The sequence below is a fragment of the Planktothricoides sp. SR001 genome (genome assembly GCF_001276715.1).
Lineage (GTDB): Bacteria > Cyanobacteriota > Cyanobacteriia > Cyanobacteriales > Laspinemataceae > Planktothricoides > Planktothricoides raciborskii.
In genome coordinates, this window is sequence record NZ_LIUQ01000032.1 from 27680 (window position 1) to 45697 (window position 18018).

The window sequence follows — 18018 nt, forward strand, 5'->3', positions numbered from 1 at the left end:
TGATGGCTGATGGCTGATGGTTGATGGCTGATGGTTGATGGCTGATGGCTGATGGGCGGCTGACACGCAGAAGATATACTGAGAGATATTTTAGACCATCAATACCTCAGAGTCTATTACTGATGAAAGCAAGAACACCTCTTCCGATTACCCTACAAGCCGCCCGATTTCTCAAATTGGCAGGGATGGCCATGATTCTTATTTCTTTGCTGGACTTTATATTATTGCCAATTCCGATAAGTTCTGGGGTTGAGTGGTCACTCAAGATCACCACCGAAATGGTCGATCGAGGAATTGTCCCCATGTTGGGAATGGCTTTAGTTTTTAGCGGCTATGCCTTTGAAAATCTAGGGAGTAGTAGCGAGATAAAGCCCAAACCGGGTATTGATTTAAAATTTTGGGTATTTTTAATTTCTACTATTTTAGGGTTGGTGTTTCTGGCAATTGCTCCCATTCATATGAGTAATGTAGTTAAAGCCAGAAATCAAACTATTGAGCAAATCAACAAAGAAGCCAAAGATGCCAAACAACAATTAGAAATTAGGCTGGCAGAACAGGCCACTCAACTGCGAGATTTATTAGCCACTCAGCCGGACTTAGATAATTATGTCAAGCAAGGCAATTTAAGTGCTGATGAATTAGCCAGATTACAAAAGTTTAAAGATGATCCTAATGCCTTTAAAATCCAAATGGCTACAGTTCGAGCTAATTTAGAAAAACAGATAGAAGACCGAAAAAAAGCCTCAGAAGAGCGATCAAAAGTTGGGACTTTAAAATCTCTATGGCGAGTGGGAATTAGTTGTTTACTCTTAGCCAGTTGTTATTTAACAATTGGGTGGACTGGATTTAAAGGCGGATGGCGACCAAAAAAAGTCCGTCCGCCAAAATAATAGTATATATAGCGTCGCTCGAATATATGAGGTACATCCGACAACCTGTCAGTTGAAAACGGGAATCCAGAAATAGTACCTCAACGAAAAGAAAACGGCTATATCATCGATGCCAAGTATTTTTGTCCCAAACGATTTTAATCGGTATCTGTTAGGCTGGTCAAATTATATCTATGAGTTGATAATTTTGTCTACTTATTCAACAAACCAGCATACGGCAAAAATGGGCAAATTATATTATATAATCCGATAATTTTGTTGATTGATATAATATCTTTGCCCATATAATCTAGTTTTATTTTTGGCAAATTTATTTGGTTTAATTGAATAATGGTGGGCAGCGGATGGTTAATAGATAACGGATGGTTAATAGATAACGGATGGTTTTTAGGATGATGGCGATCGGGAAATATATCTGCTAAATGCCGTGAAAAAATTACAAATATTTACCATAATATCGTTGGAAGGAACGCTATCAGTTAGCGATCGCCTGCGTTTCGCCCCTATGATTTTAAAATATCTCAGTCACCAAAACATGGCGGTACTTGATGAAAGTAATACTTGGACTGAACAATATCAGCTTGACATAACCGCATTTTCCTTACAATATGCCGCTAATTTATTTGCCGATAATGAGGAGATTTAACAGTGTCTTTTAATCCTGGTGATGTCGTCACAGTGGACTTTCCTGGAGTCCAAGAAATTAAACGTCGTCCTGCTGTGGTTTTATCCTCTAGCACCTATCATGCAACTCTCCATAGTGGAAACGATCGCAACTCAAACCAAGGGACTGGGTGTCACTGATGATGTCATTCAAGATTGGTCAGCAGTTTACTGATTCCATCTGTATTTCTTAGCGTCATTGTCACATTACCTCCTGCTGCGAATTTAATCCTGATTGGTCATATTTGAGAACGTGATTGGAAAGCTGTCTGTGAATGTGTAAGAATATCTCTTGCTGAGTAAAGTCCGGGTGCCAATCGCCCGTGGCACAGCGATTCCCTATTTGTTATACAGCGATCGCATATTTTTATTGGGGAGTTACGATTACCAATGTTATTCAATACCCCCAACTCCCCCTTAAAAATGGAGGCTCTGGAGAGGGGCGATCTCATACAGCGCTTGGCGATGTAATAAGGTACATTAAGCCTGCCCCCGCGCCAGCGGGGGATACCCCCTAGCCCCCCTTAAAAGGGCTTATCCTTACTCACATATTTCTTAACATAATTATGCTTGACATCCGCTTAAGTAATCCCATAAAGTAGCTTCCATGTACTCGCAATGTCATCAAGTCGTCGTAGACCCAACCAAATCGTTTTAACGCCCGGTTCACCATCGTCCTTGCGTCCTAAAAAACCACCCAACTTCGCAATCCAACGAACACATTGATTCAAAGTGGGCGGGGTTTCAGGGGGTATAGGGGTTGAGTTTACATAACAGTACAGAGCTTTCCACTCATAGCTCTGAAACACTGTGTCAGCCAGAGCCGACTGATTGTAACGAGCTTCTAATGTTAGCCACAACAAGCGCCAAGCCACTATGCTATAAGTGGCCAAGGCTCGTTCAATTCGGTCAGCAGTTTCTAGCTGTAGTTGCTCAAGACGACAGCCGCTTTTGAGGACATAATGATATCGTTCAATTAACCATCGATCAGAGTACCAGCGCAAACACTGCAAGGCATCCGTCAAACCAGTAATGGGCAAAGTGGTTAATAATAACCAACTGACTGGCTTGACACCAGTTGGGGGATTTTCTTCCCTGGCCTGAATGACTTGGATTGTCATCGGTGATAATTGTTGATAGTTAGGGTGTCCTAAAGGGGGCTGAATTTCTACAGAAGTAGCCCGAATGGTCAAAATGGCCTGACGAGGCTCTTTGTCTGCCTGGGGGTGAATTTCAATGGTTATTTGTCCCATTTCCGGACACTGATGCAGCCGGTCTAACAATCGCTGACCCTTCGGCGCACTAGGTTCCAGGGATGACACGGCGCGATTATGGGACGCCCTAATCAGTAGATGAGAATTGACGCTTCTCGGGGTAATCAATAAATCATAGATGTCGGCTTCGCGGTCGGCCACAGTCACCACTGTAGTTGCAAGGGGGATCGCCGTCTGGGTTTCAGCCAAGGCGGTAATCCATCGTTGGCTTTCTTTTTCTTGAATATTTTTTTTGTGTCGAAGATGTTTTTTGCCTAAATCTTGATCCTCTCTCACCCAAACTTGCTGGTTTAATAGACCTAATGGCACTCCCGAACTGCTGACACAGCTGATGTAGAATGTACTTTTAACCCCCGACTCTTGGATGAGTCCAAATAGCCCATTCCTTTTTTGCCCGGATGATGGGTGAAGTTGAGTTCTGTAGTATCTTGAACCGCTAAAACAACCTGCTGTTGTTCGACTCGGTAGATGGTACTACATTGATGTGCTTTTCTAATATCATCTGCTTTCACTCTGGGATTCCCCCAAAAATCGTATGCTCCTTGAGTGGCTGCCCAATTTCCCGAGGCTTGTGGGACGCTGCTATTCGGTTGGGCGACTAAATCGGACACAATCTTGACCAATCGCCGATTCCGACGGGCATCACCCAAGTCCGCATATTGAAGTTCCTCTTTTGCCCAAGAATCCATACTTTATCCTCAATTTTTCAGAGCTTCAATTCCGGCACAATTGCCGGAATTGAAGCGCGAGTGGTAGAGATTTATCCCCGCTTTGGACTTATAGTTTAGCCAGATTTGGTTGAGCGCGGGATTCTCACCACCCTAAATATGTGTTAAGTTTCGTAACCACGCTCAACCCCAGGCAGGCTATGCTTTCTCGATTGTTAAGAAATATGTGAGTAAGGCATAGCTTAAAAGGGGGGGGGACAAAGCCGATGGCGGGCCGAAAGCAGCAGGCGATCGAAGGGGGCTAGGGGGGATATAACGTACCTCATAATATCGAAAAGTGCTGTAATTCTGCTAAAGTCGCATCGGGATATTCAGCGATTAATGCTCGGACTGTTTCTTCCGCATCACTCAACTGACTGAATCGAGGTTTACCCCTTTTTTTGGGAAGCACATTTCCTTCGGTTCGTTGTTGCTTAACTATTTTTTGCACAAAATACTAAGCAAATATTTGGGCTACTTTTCTGATTGATATTTTTTGGGTCAAGTGCGCTTCTACTATTTTTGAGCGGAGGTCAACGGAATACGATTTCATCAGATTTCACGATTATCTGTTTTTCACTTCCTCTTGATTGGACCTCATAATATCGCCAAGTGCTGTATCGCCTGGGCAATGGCTAACCCTATCCAGTGCCACCAGTTTGGCGAGAGCGATTCCCTCGCCTGAGCTTTCGCGCGATCGCTATCGACGCGATAAAACCGCTCAAAAATCCGGCTTTGTTGATCTAATGGCTACTCATGGTTTTCATGGTTTCAAAGTAAAGCGATAGCCTTGACCGGCAACGGTTTCGATTCCCTCGCCTGAGCTTTCGCGCGATCGGGCAATCACAATGATAGCTGGCGAATTTCCGCCGCAACAGTCGCATTTGGGCGGCGACAACATTACTAATGGGTTCTTCATCGATATCTCAAAGTTGCTGGCGAATTTTGCTGCCGGAAATAATTCGACTGGGATTTTGCATCAAATAGGCAAGTACCTGAAATTCTTTGATGGTTAAAGGAACGATCGCGAGCGGTCGTTCGCCTCGTTGAACCAATAACTGATTGTTCCCATGATCGAGGGTAAACCATCCCACCGTCAAGGTTAGAGGTTGTAGCTGGGGCGATCGCGCGTTGCTCAGGCGAGGGAATCGCCGCAATCGTGGCCGCAATCGTGCCAGCAATTCTTCGATCACAAAGGGTTTGACTAAATAGTCATCGGCTCCCGCATCTAACCCCGCTACCCGATTTTCCGGCTGTCCCAATGCGGTCAACATCAGCACGGGTAAAGGATTTTTATGCAATCTGAGTCTTTGACACAACTCAATACCCGATAACCCTGGAAGCAGCCAATCCACGTTCGCGAAGCGTTGCGGATGCAATATCGCCACGGTGTAATCTGTTCATTGGCTTTCGATGCAGTCCCATGCCCGAGCACCATCGGTCAGCCAATCCACCACATATTTCTCCTCCATCAGAACTTGCTTAATTGCCAGTCCTAAATCTGTCTCATCTTCCACCAGTAAAATTCGCATCGATTCACGGAAATCAACCACGGGGTTGATTTTATCCAAACATTGGCCATTTCATCTGAATTTCATTTCAGCCACACCGACAATTCGCCGAAATCCATTTAATCAGAATGATTTTCTGGAATCGCATTCTCCGAAACACATCGCATCACTAAAACCTTATCCACCCTTGTACCGTCCATATCCACCACTTCAAAGCGGAGTCCACTCCACTGAAAATATTCACCGGATTGGGGAATATATCCCAGGAAATGCATCACAAACCCACCAAGGGTGTGGAAACTGCCCGTTGTTTCGTCGGGCAATGACTCTTTTTCCAGCAGGTCTTTCAAATCATGGATGTCAAGAGAACCATCGAGTAACCAGGAACCATCCTCCCGTTGAATAATCAGAGGTTCTTCTTGGTCTTCTAGGGAAGGCAAATCACCAACGATCGCTTCCATCAAATCATTTAGAGTCACCAAGCCTTCAACTCCACCATATTCATCTGTCACCATCGCAATATGAACCCCGGTTTTCTTGAACTGTTCTATGACAGAAAGCGCACGGGCGCTTTCTGTCACATATAGAGGTGGTTGAATGATCTCTTCCAGGCTGAGGGCTTGACCAGATAATTGGGCAGTTAACAAATGACTGCCACGGATGACTCCAATACATTCATCTAAACTACCCCGCCCAACGGGAAAGCGAGAGTGGTTGCTGGCGATTACTTCTTGTAAATTTTCCTCTAAAGAGGATTCAATATCTAACCAGTCAATTTCAGTTCGAGGCGTCATTATTGCTTTGATGGGGCGATCGCCCAGGCGAAAAACTCGCTCCACCATCTCATGCTCTGCTGGCTCAAATACCCCAGAGTCGGCACCTTGGCGAATCAATACTTTAATTTCTTCCTCGGTAATATTGGGCTCGTCTGAAGCTTTAATCCCCAGTAGGTTGAGCAAGGCATCCGTTGAAACACCCAAAATATGCACAAGCGGTGCGGTCAAACGGGAAAGAAGCCGCATCGGTGGGGCAACCATACAGGCAATTTGTTCTGGATTATTGAGGGAAATCCGTTTTGGCACCAATTCCCCAATTACCAGCGAAAGATAAGTGATAATTGTCACCACGATGACAACGCTGATTCCCTCGCTGTATGGTTGCAAAATAGGAATGCTCTCAAATAGGGGTTTTAAGCGTTGAGCGATCGTGGCACCGCCCACCGCGCCACTTAGAATCCCAATCAAAGTAATCCCAATTTGCACCGTTGAGAGAAAATCATTGGGGGAATTGGCCAGTTTCAGGGCAACTTGTGCCTTACGGTTGCCTCGGTCTGCTAATTGCTCTAAGCGGACTTTGCGGGCAGAAACGACTGCAATCTCTGAGCCTGAAAAAATCCCATTGGCAATGGTTAGCATCACAATTAGTAGAATTTCAAAGGCGATCGAAGACATGGTGAGCTATCTAAAATCAATAAATGAATGCCTCTAGCATAAAGGTTGATTTGTGGAAAAGACAAAATTCACATCACGCCAGAGATATTAACTACGAGATTGATTTTACTCACACCAAGGCTTTTTCACCGGGATTTCATCTGTGCTCTGGCAGACTAAGACCGATATCAACCTGGAGTCAGTGAACCATGGGTTACAACCAAAAAGCTTTTGTGGAGGCTTTCCCGATCACAATCTTCTTTCTTGTTATCTGTTCCCCAGGCGGGCGATGTGCCATATCGGTCATGGGGATGAGTTTCAGGCAACCGGGGGAATTGAGCGAGTGCAGGTTAACCCGAAAACCGCTCAAATGTTGGGCATTGTTGTTACACCGATCAACGCTACGACTGCTTAGGGCTCTGGAGTGATGATTACCTTTACTGCCTTAGTTGATGCGGACGGCAAGCAGTTTGTTTTTGTCCAATATGAGAATTTTTATGAGCCGTTGGAAGTGACAACGGGTGCAACCCAAGGGGAGTTGATTTCGGTGACTCAAGGGTTGTCGGTTGGGGAAAAGCTGGTGACTCAGGGCAGCTTATCCCTCAATGCGGAAGGAATTGAAATCGATGAACCATTATGACTAGAAATTGGGCGCTGTTAATGGCCACGGAAAAACAGTCACGCCCTAATTATTGAACCAAAAGAGGCAATTAAGGGGCGATTAAAGGGCGATCGCCGAGACTGCCTAAGAATTTGTTACGATAGTGTGTAAAACTTTTCAGTGTTCCGGCAGATTTAGGTTTGAAGTTGCCTAAAACTCTCACAAACAAAACGACATCAAGGCGTAGCAGCACGATTGAAAACATTTCTGTAAACCTGTGTAACATTATTAATGGAAGATTTCATGACAGAATATCCCCAAACGCAAGTTTCTCCCATCCACTCCGAGCAAAATAAAGGTTGGCGTGGCGGGAGACAGGAGCAAAGTCGCTTATTGGCTGAAACCATTGCCCGCGCTGCGGACGATCGCAAAGGCGGTGATATTGTCTTATTGCACGTCGCCGATGTTTCTTATCTGGCTGAGTATTTTGTGATTGTCACCGGGTTTTCCCGAGTCCAAGTCCGGGCGATCGCCGACGCGATTAAACACAGCGCCGCTGAAGAATGCGTCCGTGAACCGTTGCGTCAAGAAGGACAAGATAGCGGCAATTGGCTAGTGCAGGATTACGGGGATGTGATCGTGCATATTTTTATGCCCAAAGAACGAGAATACTACAATTTAGAGGCGTTCTGGAGTCACGCGGAACGAGTTCCTTTTGCCACGGGAGCGATCGCACCATGAGGGATGCAGGGTTGTCTACCTGTCCAGTGCCACTGGAACAGCAGCCGATTAATGAATATGAACAGCTAAAAGAGTCATGGTTTTTTGGCTGGACGGCTCAAGGTTGGCTGGTTTATCTGCGGAAACTAGCCTGGGTTTGGGGGATTAGCTGGTTCGTCACCGGGCCTGTGTCGGCGGCGAGTTTCCCTCCCGGCAAATATCCGGTGCCATTTTTCCTCGGTGGCGCCGCTGGGGCGATGTTCTTTGTGGCTTTGGTGCTGCTGCGGCTTTATTTAGGCTGGAAATATGTGAGCGATCGCCTGCAAAGTGCCACCATCACCTATGAGGAATCCGGTTGGTATGATGGTCAATCTTGGACGAAAACTTCAGAAATTTTGACTCGCGATCAGTTGATTGTGAGTTATCAGATTCAGCCGATATTAAAAAGACTGCAACAAAGTTTCCTGGCGATCGCTATCTGGTTTCTTGGCACAGCAATCTTATGGTATTTCTTATAACTGAAAGGCTTTTTTAGCCCCCATAAATCAACCCCTGGCTTGCTTAAAAAAGCCGGGGGTTTGTTATGTCTAGAGCGATGGGATTAATCGTTATTTGAATTCATTAAAGCATGAAACCTGCGATCGTCCCGAATTTTGGCAAATTTGGGTTCTTTCGCCGCCTGAGTTTGGTAGAAATCAAAGTCAAGAGATAGACTATTTTGTAAAAATTCCACCACGTGATCGATATAATCGGCAATACTTTCGTCACTAGCGTAACAGCAGGCAATTTGATAGTGAACTTTGGGATCGTGAGGTTTGATCCCGCTGGCTTTTTTCAAGCAGGCGATCGCCTGGGGGTAGTCCTGGATCTCTTGCCAAGTTAAACCGAGACGATACCATGCCCAGTAATCATCCCCCCTAATATCTAACGCTTTACGGTAGCTCTTAGTGGCTTCTTGATAACGTTTAGCGTGGCGGAGCACTTCGGCGCGACGATACCAAGCCCAATAATCATCGGGTTTAATGTCCAACGCTTTGTCATAGCTGGCGATCGCTTCTTCGGGACAACTCAGGTCGTCTAAAACGTTACCCCGCTGATACCAAGCCCAATAATCATTCGGTCGTAACTCTAAAGCCCGATCATAACTGGCGATCGCCTCGTGACTCCGTTTCAGATCGCTCAAGGCATTGCCGCGATGATACCAAGCCCAGTAATCATTCGGTCGTAACTCTAAAGCCCGATCATAACTGGCGATCGCCTCTGAGTAGCGCTTTAAATCTGCCAACACATTGCCGCGATAATACCAAGCCCAATAATCATTCGGTCGTAACTCTAAAGCCCGGTCATAACTGGCAAGGGCTTCTGAGTATCGTCTCCCATGACGCAGCACTGTAGCCCGTTGATACCAGTCTAAATAATCGTGAGCGGTTTGGGTCAATTCTAATCGCTCAGTTGCTTCACTTTTTAATGATGATCCTGCTGGATTTAGGTTCATACTCAACCTCCCAAAACATGGAGGATATTTTTAAACTGAGTATAGAACTGACATCAAAGTTCATTTAGTTCTTAATGAGCAGATACTCAATTACCGCAATTCATTTGTTGGCTTCACGGTCGCTCAATTTCACCGATTGAATTTCGCTGGCTTGAGCAAAACTTAACTGGGCTTCTTCCTCACGACCTAATTGCTGGAGAACCTCCCCCCGTTCTTCCCAGATCCAACTGGCCAAAGATTGTAATTCTGGCCACTGATACCAATCCGGTTGCAAACTAATTGCTTTGTTATAAATCGACAGGGCATCTTCATAGCAGCCCATATCCTTGAGCACATTTGCCAATTGATACCAAGTCCAGTAATTATCTGGGTTGAGTTCAATTGAATGTTCATAACATTCTGCCGCCGCTTCGTAATCTTCCAGATCCACCAAAGTCAACCCTCGGTCATACCAGCAGATCGGATCGAGGCAATTGATTTCCAAGGAGCGATCGTAACAAGCGAGGGCTTCATGGCTTTCACCGAGGATATCCAGCAATTTCCCCAGAAGGTGCCAACATTCAGCATCTCCGGGTTTGAGGGCGATCGCCTGTTCTAAGTATTGCTGGGCTTCTGGGTATGAACCCGCCTGATAGAGGGTTTGTCCTAGGCGATACAACGCCCAATAATCTCGGTTATTTCGGCAGTTCAGGGCTTGGCGATAGTTTTCGGCGGCCTCATCATAGCGATCGCACTCTCTCAAGGTTTCTGCCCGACGATACCACGCCCAATAGTCATCGGGTTTCGCTTCCAAGGCTCGATCAAAACAGGCGATCGCCTCCGAGTAAAACCCCTGCTGTTGCATCACACAAGCTTTTTGATACCAACACCAGTAGTCCCCAGGTCTAGTCTTCAGGGCATTCTCAAAACAAGCGATCGCCTCTGCATAGCAGCCCAAAGTATCAAACACCTGACCCCGTTGATACCAAGCCCAATAATCGTTCGGTTGGTACTCCAGGGCTTTATTGTAACTATCCAAAGCTTCCCAGTATTTCCCCAGATCCCGCAAAGCATTGCCTTGCTGATACCACTGCCAATAACTATCAGGTCTGCACTCAAAGGTTTTATGGTAGATAGAAAATTTATTTGCTCTCATAAAAATATCTCCCAGAAAGTTTTTGATTTTGAATCCTTCTACATAAGCATACTCCTGATAATCTCGTTTATTACTGTCAAATTTCCTTGATTTTCAGGCCAAAAATGTAAATTCAACACCGGATTACATCCTCTAAGTGATACTATGCAAGCTGTGATTGCGGCTTTTTTGTCACAAAATCCAGACCAACCTGCGGTGACTGTTCAGTTTTTATCTAGTAACCGCTCAGATGAGTCAGCAAGTTAAATGCTAAAAACACCATTGTTGACCATCTGAAATTTATCCCTTTTCTTTTGTGACTAAAGGTTATCGCCTCGATCGCTTTTGTCTAAACTCGATCGCTAAATACATATATTTTAACTATTTATGCCCCAAAATCTTGATTCAAGAATCGGGGATCAAAGATCGTGGTTCGGCAAAGTTAAAGCGTAAAAATTTGTAAACTAAAATGTAAAATTTTGATGACAAAAGATTCTGAATATCGGCTCGAAAGAGACTCAATGGGGTCTAGAGAAATTCCCGCCCATGTCTATTATGGCATTCAAACACTCCGGGCGATTGAAAATTTTCCCATCAGTGGACTCAAGCCCTTATCCACTTATGTAGATGCCTGCTTACTGATTAAAAAAGCAACCGCTAAAGCCAATGGAGAACTTAACTGTATCTCCCCGGAAATTGCCACAGCAATTATTCAAGCCGTGGACGAAATTCTCCAAGGAAAACTGCGGGATCAATTTGTGGTGGATGTTTACCAAGCAGGCGCCGGAACCTCCCATCACATGAATATTAATGAAGTATTGGCCAATCGCGCCCTAGAAATTTTGGGGGATACCAAGGGCAACTACCAACGAGTCAGCCCTAACGATCATGTTAATTATGGTCAATCTACCAATGATGTGATCCCTACGGCGATTCGCATTGGCGGGCTATTAGCCCTGGAACACAGCCTGTATCCCGCTTTGGCAGAGGCGATCGCCACCCTGGAGAAAAAAGCCGAGGAATTTCAAGATATCGTCAAATCCGGCAGAACCCACAACCAAGACGCCGTACCCGTCCGACTGGGGGAAGGGTTCCGGGCTTGGGCGTATATTCTCACCGACCACCTCAACCGGATCAAAAAAGCTGAGGAAGATTTAACGATCTTAGGCATTGGCGGCAGCGCCACCGGGACAGGATTAAATACCCATCCCCAATATCGCTATCGGGTGACAGAAATTCTCTCCGAACTAATCGGCAAACCCTTGCAACCGGCGCCAAACATGATGGCTGCTATGCAAAGTATGTCCCCGTTTGTGAATGTCTCTGGTTGCTTGCGGAATTTAGCCACCGACTGCATTAAAATTTCCCATGATTTGCGGTTAATGGACTCCGGGCCAAAAACCGGCCTCAAGGAAATCCAACTGCCCCCAGTACAACCCGGTTCCTCGATTATGCCCGGAAAATATAATCCGGTCATGGCGGAAATGACTTCAATGGTCTGTTTTCAAGTCATGGGATATGACAGCGCGATCGCCCTAGCCTCCCAAGCTGGACAACTAGAACTCAACGTAATGATGCCCTTAATTGCCTATAATCTAATTCACAGCATTGAACTGATGGGCAATACCTTGGCCGCCCTAACTCAGCGAGGTCTAGCAGGAATCACCGCCAACCGCGATCGGTGTCTAGCCTACGCCGAAGGCAGTTTATCCTTAGTCACAGCACTAAACACTCATATCGGTTATCTCAACGCCGCTGCTGTTGCCAAAGAATCCCTAGAAACTGGCAAATCCTTGCGACAAATTGTCCTGGAAAAACAATTAATGAGTGAAGCAGAATTAGCCAAGGTTTTAGACTTAGAAAAAATGAGTGCGATGCCTAAAAGTTAACATTTATTAGTTTTTTGTTATTGGTTATTGGTCATGATTTATTGGTTGCTTGACATCACCCAAAAAGTAATAACCAACAACCAATAACCAATAACCAATAACCACCAAAAAAAATTAGGAGTCAATCATTATGGTTCGAGGTTCTTTTGCCACCATGCAGGCGGAAAATAGCACCGAAGTCACCTTTTATTATGTGGATGGACAATCTGATTCTTATAAAATTCCCATTCCCCCCCAACAATTTCAACAACAAATCGCCAAATTTTTACAAAAACCTTGGTTTATTTTCCATCTCTTCGATCAAACCGTAATGATCGCCAATTCTAGAGTGATTAAAATAGAAATCAAACCCAGTATTTCTCAAATTCAAGGAGAAGGGGTCTTTGCCGGGGCGGAAAAGATTACCTCAATGCAACGCGGTGCGACCGGCAGATTAGGAGTCAGAGAATAATTAGAAAATAGCAGGGTGGCGGGGGGATGAGGGGAGAGTGAATAGTGAAAGGGAGGATGCATAGGAAAGAGGATGCATAGGAAAGAGGATGCATAGGAAAGAGGAAAGATATTCTCTCCTCTCTTTTCTCTCCTCTCTTTTCTCTCTTGGCCATTCGCCCCTACGACTTTTGTACGGGCGAATGGCCATTCGCCCCTACGACTTTTCACTTTCCCCCGCTCCCCACACCCTAATTTATCTGCCAATATTTCTTTTCATATGATCTAACTCCTGATCCATTTCCCAACGACGAAAAGTATCTTCTAAGGGGTCAGCGCTACTATTGTCATTAAATTTATAATTCTGAGTCCAAATCTTAGTATCGACGGTTGGTGAAGTGGTATCGCTAGTTGCTGCTTTTACTTCTGTGGCTTTTTTTTGCACTTCCAAACGTTGACCATGAATTTTACGATATAACTCTTTGCCTTTTTCGATTTGTTCTTTGGCGGCTTGCATTTTTCCCCAAAGTTGATTGCCCTGACGCAATAAATCCGCTTCCCGTTCTTGTGCCGCTTGAGCTAAATCTTGTCTGCCCGATGCTTTGGCTTTATTCACTCGTTCATGCCAGCGTTGAATATCTTGAGCCGTGGATAAAATTTGCTCTTGTAATTGTTTCTCTTTATTTTGGGCATCGCGAATTAATCGCAAAGTATCATCTTCTTGTTCTCGCAGTTGCTCCTCAATAGCTTGTAATTCCAGATGAGGATGATTGCGGAGAAATTCATCTAATTTGTCTTCAAAAAAACGACTGACATCATCAAACAAACTCATTATTTATAATTCCTTACTCAATGGTTGATGGTTGACCGTTGACCCTTGACCCTTGACCCTTGAACGTTGACGGTCAACCATCAACCATCAACAATCAACGGTCAACCATCAACAATCAACGGTCAACAAAAATAAATAGCTAAATGCTTTGTCCCACATAGATGGAACGCACTTCACCATTGCGGCGAATCACCGCTTCTTTGTTTTTGATTTCGCCGAGTGTCCAGCCACTAGACCCAATGCTTTCACCAATGTTGATGCGGCGGGATGCCCCATTGATTTCAAATAAGGCAACCGATCGCTCTCCCACTTGGATAATTCCCACCAAAGTATGAACCGCTGCGGCGGCTGATTCAGCGGGGGCAGCAGTGGGGGCTGATTCTGGTTGAGCGGTGGCAGCGGTTTCCGCTGGTTGTTCCGGCAGGGGTGGTGCGGCTTCCGGTTTGGGAAGGGATGCTACAGGTTGTTGCGGCGCAGCGGGTGCGGGTTTGGGCGCTTCTGCTTGGGGTTTAGGCGAGGGGCTGGGGGCTGGGCTGGGGGCTGGGGCGGCAGGGGCGGCGGGTTTCGCCCCTTGGGTGGCGGGTTTCGCCGCTTGGGTGGGGGCGGGAGCCGGTGCGGGTTTCGGCGCGGCGGCAGTGGTGGGCGCCCCTGGAGGATTTGCCGGGACTTTGACGGTTTGAGTGGGAGGGGCGCCGGTGAGGGTTAGTCTTTCCAGGGCGATCGCAATGCGGTTGAGTACCTCGGTTAAATTCCCGGAGTCTGGTTGGGCGGCGATCGTGGGATTAACTGTCACATTCACAGGCGGTGGTGACATCGGAATGGGTAGGTTTGCTTGATTTTGTGCCGCTGGTGGGGGTGTGGCAATGGTGGCTTTTGCGCCTTCTCTCTGAATGGTTGCCAGCGATCGCTGCATATACTCCATAAACTTAATATCAGCTTCGGCTTTAAGTTGTTCGGGAGTTTTTGGCACGACGCGATCGGTCGGTTGTGGGGTTTCTCCAGTCACCAGAACCCAAAAGCGCTGGAGATCCCCTCGGTTCCACAGCAGTAAACCAACCAAAATCACCAAAGACGCACAAGCCCCACCAAGCAAGAGTTTATCTAGTAACCGCCCAGATTTTTGCTTTTGGGTTTCGGTGGTTTCCGCTTCAGCGGTTTTCACCGGATGGGTTTCCGGTTGGGGGATGAGCATTTGCGGCAAAATAATTTGCGGCACCTGAATGGATTTTAACGAGACTGGATCCGGTGGGGGGGTGGTCTGGGTGGGCAGTCTTCCCCCGTCCAAAATATGCTCCATGTCGTCAAATAGCTCATCCATTAGGCGATCGGCATACGCATCTACGGAAAACGAGCCGCGTGGCTGGGGTTCCTTAAAGCCTACCACCGGCTCCTCAGAAGCCGGTTTGGTTGTGACATTTTGCTGAGACATAATTTCCTAAACCTGTGATGTGATATTGCCAGCTATATAAGCTATACAACGGTTATTGTCCTAATGAAGTACAGAGTTTTTCTGGATTCCCGCCTGCGCGGGAATGACAGGTTTTTTTGTACTTCATAACTATGACAATTGCTACCTTGATTCAGCTACAACCAGCGTCATCGATTATCGTATTATATCTGGGCTTTTGGTGACTGTTGACTGTTGACTGTTGATTGTTACTGGTTATTCGTTATTCGATTCAACCCCCAAACAACAAATAACCAATAACCAATAACCAATAAATTTTACCTCATCGCTAATTGACGTTTACTCACTTCTAAGTAAATCAGCAAAGCATCAATATCCGCTGGATTTACGCCCCCAATTCGGCAAGCTTGGCCAATGGTTAAGGGTTTGACTTTGGCCAGTTTTTCTCTGGCTTCTTTGGACAAAGTATTGATTTGAGCATAGTCTAAATCTGCGGGTAATTTGCGGTTAGCATTCCGACTAATTTGGTCGATTTGGTGTTGCTGCCTTTCAATATAACCAGAGTATTTAATGTCAATTTCTACTCCTTCTTTTTCCGCTTGATTTAGTTCTAGGTTCGCCAGTCCATAATTTTCAAATTTACTATAATGAAATCCCGGACGCAGCAGCAGTTCAGATAAGGTAATTGACCCTTTGATTTTCTGATTTGTGTCTGCAAAGATTGCTTTTCCTATTGCTTCATGTTCTTTGATTCGGGTCGTTTCTAGCCTTTCTTTCTCTGCGGCTATTTTAGCATATTTTTCCGTAAATAAACGATAGCGGCGATCGCAGATTAAGCCAATTTCTCGACCTAACGGGGTTAAGCGGCGATCGGCATTATCCGATCGCAATAATAACCGATATTCCGACCGACTGGTTAACATTCGATACGGTTCGCGTAATTCTTTGGTGCAGAGATCGTCAATTAATGTGCCAATATAACTTTGTTCGCGAGGGAAAATAATCATTTCCTGACCGCGCACTAACCGGGCGGCATTAATGCCCGCTACAAGTCCTTGGGCGGCGGCTTCTTCATAGCCCGTGGTGCCATTAATTTGTCCGGCACAAAATAATCCCGAAACTTTCTTGGTCATCAAGGTGGGATAACATTGGGTGGCGGGTAAATAATCATATTCCACCGCATAAGCTGGACGCAACATAACACATTTTTCTAATCCGGGCAAACTCCGCAACATTTGTAGTTGCAAATTTTCCGGTAAGCCCGTAGAAAATCCTTGGATATAAAGTTCGGGAATATCTCTCCCTTCCGGTTCAATAAAGATTTGATGACTTTCTTTATCCGCAAAGCGGACTATTTTATCTTCAATGCTGGGACAATAGCGCGGCCCTTTGGCATCCACCCAACCGCCATAAACCGGAGATAAGTGGATATTTTCTTTAATTAACCGATGAGTTTCCGCCGTGGTTCGAGTTAGATAACAGTTCATTTGTTCCCGTTCGACCCACACTTCCGGGTCAAAACTAAACCACCGCACATCTTCATCTCCCGGTTGCGGTTCCATTTTGCTATAGTCCACCGATCGCTTATCGACGCGGGCAGGAGTTCCGGTTTTTAGGCGATCGGTTTCAAAGCCTAATTTGTTCAAGGTTTCGGTTAGGCCCACAGCAGCAAATTCTCCGGCCCGACCAGCCGCCATTGATTTATTTCCTACCCAAATTATTCCACCTAAAAAAGTGCCGGTGGTTAAGATTACGGCTTTGCAGGCAAAGGCGACACCAAAATAAGTTTTTACGCCGATAATTTCATCGTGATTATTCAGCACTAAGTCCGTGACCATGCCTTCGCGCAGAGATAAGTTTTCTTGGTTTTCTACGATTTTTCTCATCACGGCGGCATATTCCCGTTTGTCGGTTTGAGCCCGTAATGCCCAAACCGCAGGGCCACGAGAAGCATTGAGGACGCGCTTTTGCAAATAGGTGCGATCGGTCATTTTGCCAATTTCCCCACCGAGGGCATCAACCTCATGGGTCAACTGGGACTTAGCTGGGCCACCCACTGCCGGGTTGCAGGGTTGCCAAGCGATTTTATCTAAATTTAAGGTCAGCAGCAGGGTGCGACACCCCAGACGGGCGGTGGCTAAGGCCGCTTCACAACCGGAATGTCCCGCCCCCACCACTACGACATCAAAAGCGTCTTGAAAATCTACGGGCGTTTGCATGGTCATGGTTTAGGTCTTCGTTTGGATTCTTTATTAATGATAGCGGCTGTAGGATCTTGTAGGGGCGAAGCATTCGGGCAAAGAATTTATTGGTCAACACCCAGAATTAACGGCCCAAATGCTTCGCCCTAATTCACGGCAAAGAATTTATTGGTCAACACCCAGAATTAACGGCCCGAATGCTTCGCCCTAATTCACGGCAAAGAATTTATTGGTCAACACCCAGAATGTCCCTGGGCAAAGCATTCGGACATATAATCAATTGTCAAAACCGAAAATTCTTGCCCGAATGCTTTGCCCCTACAGACTACAGACATTCTTTGTGTCCTCTGTGTCTCTGTGGTGAATCTTCCAGCTATGGGAAAATAAAATTGATTGGATAATTCACCACAGAGACACAAAGGACACAAAGAGGGATTTTGTCCGTAGAGAATTAATGATTTCCCGTTAACAATGTCTGAAACCGGGCATCAGACCGAATATTATCAAAATCTGGGTCAGTTTGAGCCATTTCTCGATATTTTTCAGGATTCAATTCAATGGCTGTTTCTAGATATTGAATCGCTAATTCAATATGGCTTTGCACAGCATAAGCACAAGCTTTATTGTACCAAGCTTCATGTAAATTGGGTTGAATTTCTAGGGCTTTGTCGTAAGATTTTATCGCCTCACTGTAGCGTTGTAAATTACCCAAAGCATAGCCCCTGTTGTTCCAAGCTTGATGTAAATCTGGTTTAATTTCTAGGGCTTTTTCGTAAGATTCTATGGCTTCACTGTAGCGTTGTAATTTACGCAAAGCATAGCCCCGGTTGTTCCAAGCTTCATGGTCATCGGGT

The 18018-nt window shown here is 45.7% G+C and carries 18 protein-coding genes and 2 pseudogenes; 9 read left to right on the forward strand and 11 right to left on the reverse strand.

Going from position 1 to position 18018, the window contains the following annotated elements; translation table 11 throughout:
- The first annotated feature begins 122 nt into the window (after positions 1-122).
- The 3 genes from AM228_RS18050 to AM228_RS35405 all read left to right on the forward strand — a co-directional run bounded on the left by AM228_RS18050 (position 123) and on the right by AM228_RS35405 (position 1694).
- Positions 123-890 carry an HpsJ family protein gene (locus tag AM228_RS18050; protein WP_054467787.1) on the forward strand — a complete coding sequence of 256 codons (768 nt, stop codon included), beginning with the start codon at positions 123-125 and terminating at the stop codon, positions 888-890.
- Positions 891-1317: 427 nt separating this feature from the next.
- Complete coding sequence (locus AM228_RS18055; RefSeq protein ID WP_054467789.1) at positions 1318-1536, forward strand: hypothetical protein; 219 nt, start codon at positions 1318-1320, stop codon at positions 1534-1536.
- Between the two features lie 2 nt (positions 1537-1538).
- Complete coding sequence (locus tag AM228_RS35405) at positions 1539-1694, forward strand: type II toxin-antitoxin system PemK/MazF family toxin (RefSeq protein WP_231636848.1); 156 nt, start codon at positions 1539-1541, stop codon at positions 1692-1694.
- 440 nt (positions 1695-2134) lie between these two features.
- Here AM228_RS35405 and AM228_RS18060 read toward each other — a convergent pair.
- The 4 genes and pseudogenes from AM228_RS18060 to AM228_RS18070 form a co-directional block, all read right to left on the reverse strand.
- Positions 2135-3516, reverse strand: a pseudogene (locus AM228_RS18060) (IS4 family transposase).
- A gap of 301 nt (positions 3517-3817) precedes the next feature.
- A complete protein-coding gene (locus tag AM228_RS32985; RefSeq protein ID WP_156331879.1) occupies positions 3818-3985 on the reverse strand; it encodes a hypothetical protein in 168 nt (55 codons plus the stop codon).
- A 312-nt stretch (positions 3986-4297) separates the two neighbouring features.
- A pseudogene (gene rppA / locus AM228_RS18065) lies at positions 4298-5066 on the reverse strand (two-component system response regulator RppA).
- A gap of 98 nt (positions 5067-5164) precedes the next feature.
- Positions 5165-6496 (reverse strand): hemolysin family protein, encoded by a 1332-nt coding sequence (locus tag AM228_RS18070; RefSeq protein ID WP_054467791.1) that lies wholly within the window; start codon positions 6494-6496, stop codon positions 5165-5167.
- Between the two features lie 181 nt (positions 6497-6677).
- Here AM228_RS18070 and AM228_RS35410 point away from each other — a divergent pair, with 181 nt between their 5' ends.
- Together AM228_RS35410 and AM228_RS35415 are read left to right on the forward strand one after the other, a co-directional pair.
- Positions 6678-6890 carry a hypothetical protein gene (locus AM228_RS35410; RefSeq protein WP_231636849.1) on the forward strand — a complete coding sequence of 71 codons (213 nt, stop codon included), beginning with the start codon at positions 6678-6680 and terminating at the stop codon, positions 6888-6890.
- A gap of 12 nt (positions 6891-6902) precedes the next feature.
- Positions 6903-7115 (forward strand): hypothetical protein, encoded by a 213-nt coding sequence (locus AM228_RS35415; RefSeq protein ID WP_231636850.1) that lies wholly within the window; start codon positions 6903-6905, stop codon positions 7113-7115.
- A 70-nt stretch (positions 7116-7185) separates the two neighbouring features.
- Here AM228_RS35415 and AM228_RS32990 read toward each other — a convergent pair whose 3' ends face one another.
- Entirely contained in the window at positions 7186-7341 is a 156-nt protein-coding gene (locus AM228_RS32990; RefSeq protein ID WP_156331880.1) for a hypothetical protein, read from the reverse strand.
- 38 nt (positions 7342-7379) lie between these two features.
- Between AM228_RS32990 and rsfS the strand changes: the two genes are divergently transcribed.
- Both rsfS and AM228_RS18085 read left to right on the forward strand, forming a co-directional pair.
- A complete protein-coding gene (gene rsfS / locus AM228_RS18080; protein ID WP_082348940.1) occupies positions 7380-7817 on the forward strand; it encodes a ribosome silencing factor in 438 nt (145 codons plus the stop codon).
- Positions 7814-8314, forward strand: a complete 501-nt coding sequence (locus AM228_RS18085) for a CGLD27 family protein (protein ID WP_054467793.1) — start codon at positions 7814-7816, stop codon at positions 8312-8314. Before rsfS ends, AM228_RS18085 begins: the two co-directional genes overlap by 4 nt.
- Before the next feature lie 83 nt (positions 8315-8397).
- Here AM228_RS18085 and AM228_RS18090 read toward each other — a convergent pair whose 3' ends face one another.
- Positions 8398-9291 carry a tetratricopeptide repeat protein gene (locus tag AM228_RS18090; RefSeq protein WP_054467795.1) on the reverse strand — a complete coding sequence of 298 codons (894 nt, stop codon included), beginning with the start codon at positions 9289-9291 and terminating at the stop codon, positions 8398-8400.
- A gap of 100 nt (positions 9292-9391) precedes the next feature.
- On the reverse strand, positions 9392-10426 hold the full coding sequence (locus tag AM228_RS18095) for a tetratricopeptide repeat protein (RefSeq protein ID WP_054467797.1): 1035 nt from the start codon (positions 10424-10426) through the stop codon (positions 9392-9394).
- Positions 10427-10887: 461 nt separating this feature from the next.
- On the opposite strand from AM228_RS18095, the gene AM228_RS18100 reads away from it, so the two are divergent.
- On the forward strand, positions 10888-12294 hold the full coding sequence (locus AM228_RS18100) for an aspartate ammonia-lyase (protein WP_054467799.1): 1407 nt from the start codon (positions 10888-10890) through the stop codon (positions 12292-12294).
- A 130-nt stretch (positions 12295-12424) separates the two neighbouring features.
- Complete coding sequence (locus AM228_RS18105) at positions 12425-12745, forward strand: hypothetical protein (RefSeq protein WP_054467800.1); 321 nt, start codon at positions 12425-12427, stop codon at positions 12743-12745.
- Between the two features lie 234 nt (positions 12746-12979).
- Here AM228_RS18105 and AM228_RS18110 read toward each other — a convergent pair whose 3' ends face one another.
- From AM228_RS18110 to AM228_RS31095, 4 genes are all read right to left on the reverse strand, one after another.
- Positions 12980-13555: a TIGR04376 family protein gene (locus AM228_RS18110; protein WP_054467802.1), complete on the reverse strand. Its 576-nt coding sequence runs from the start codon at positions 13553-13555 to the stop codon at positions 12980-12982.
- A gap of 139 nt (positions 13556-13694) precedes the next feature.
- Entirely contained in the window at positions 13695-14984 is a 1290-nt protein-coding gene (locus tag AM228_RS18115; RefSeq protein WP_054467804.1) for a hypothetical protein, read from the reverse strand.
- A 296-nt stretch (positions 14985-15280) separates the two neighbouring features.
- A complete protein-coding gene (mnmG, locus tag AM228_RS18120; protein ID WP_054467806.1) occupies positions 15281-17188 on the reverse strand; it encodes a tRNA uridine-5-carboxymethylaminomethyl(34) synthesis enzyme MnmG in 1908 nt (635 codons plus the stop codon).
- A gap of 427 nt (positions 17189-17615) precedes the next feature.
- On the reverse strand, positions 17616-18018 hold a 403-nt coding region (locus AM228_RS31095; RefSeq protein ID WP_156331883.1), incomplete at its 5' end, for a tetratricopeptide repeat protein.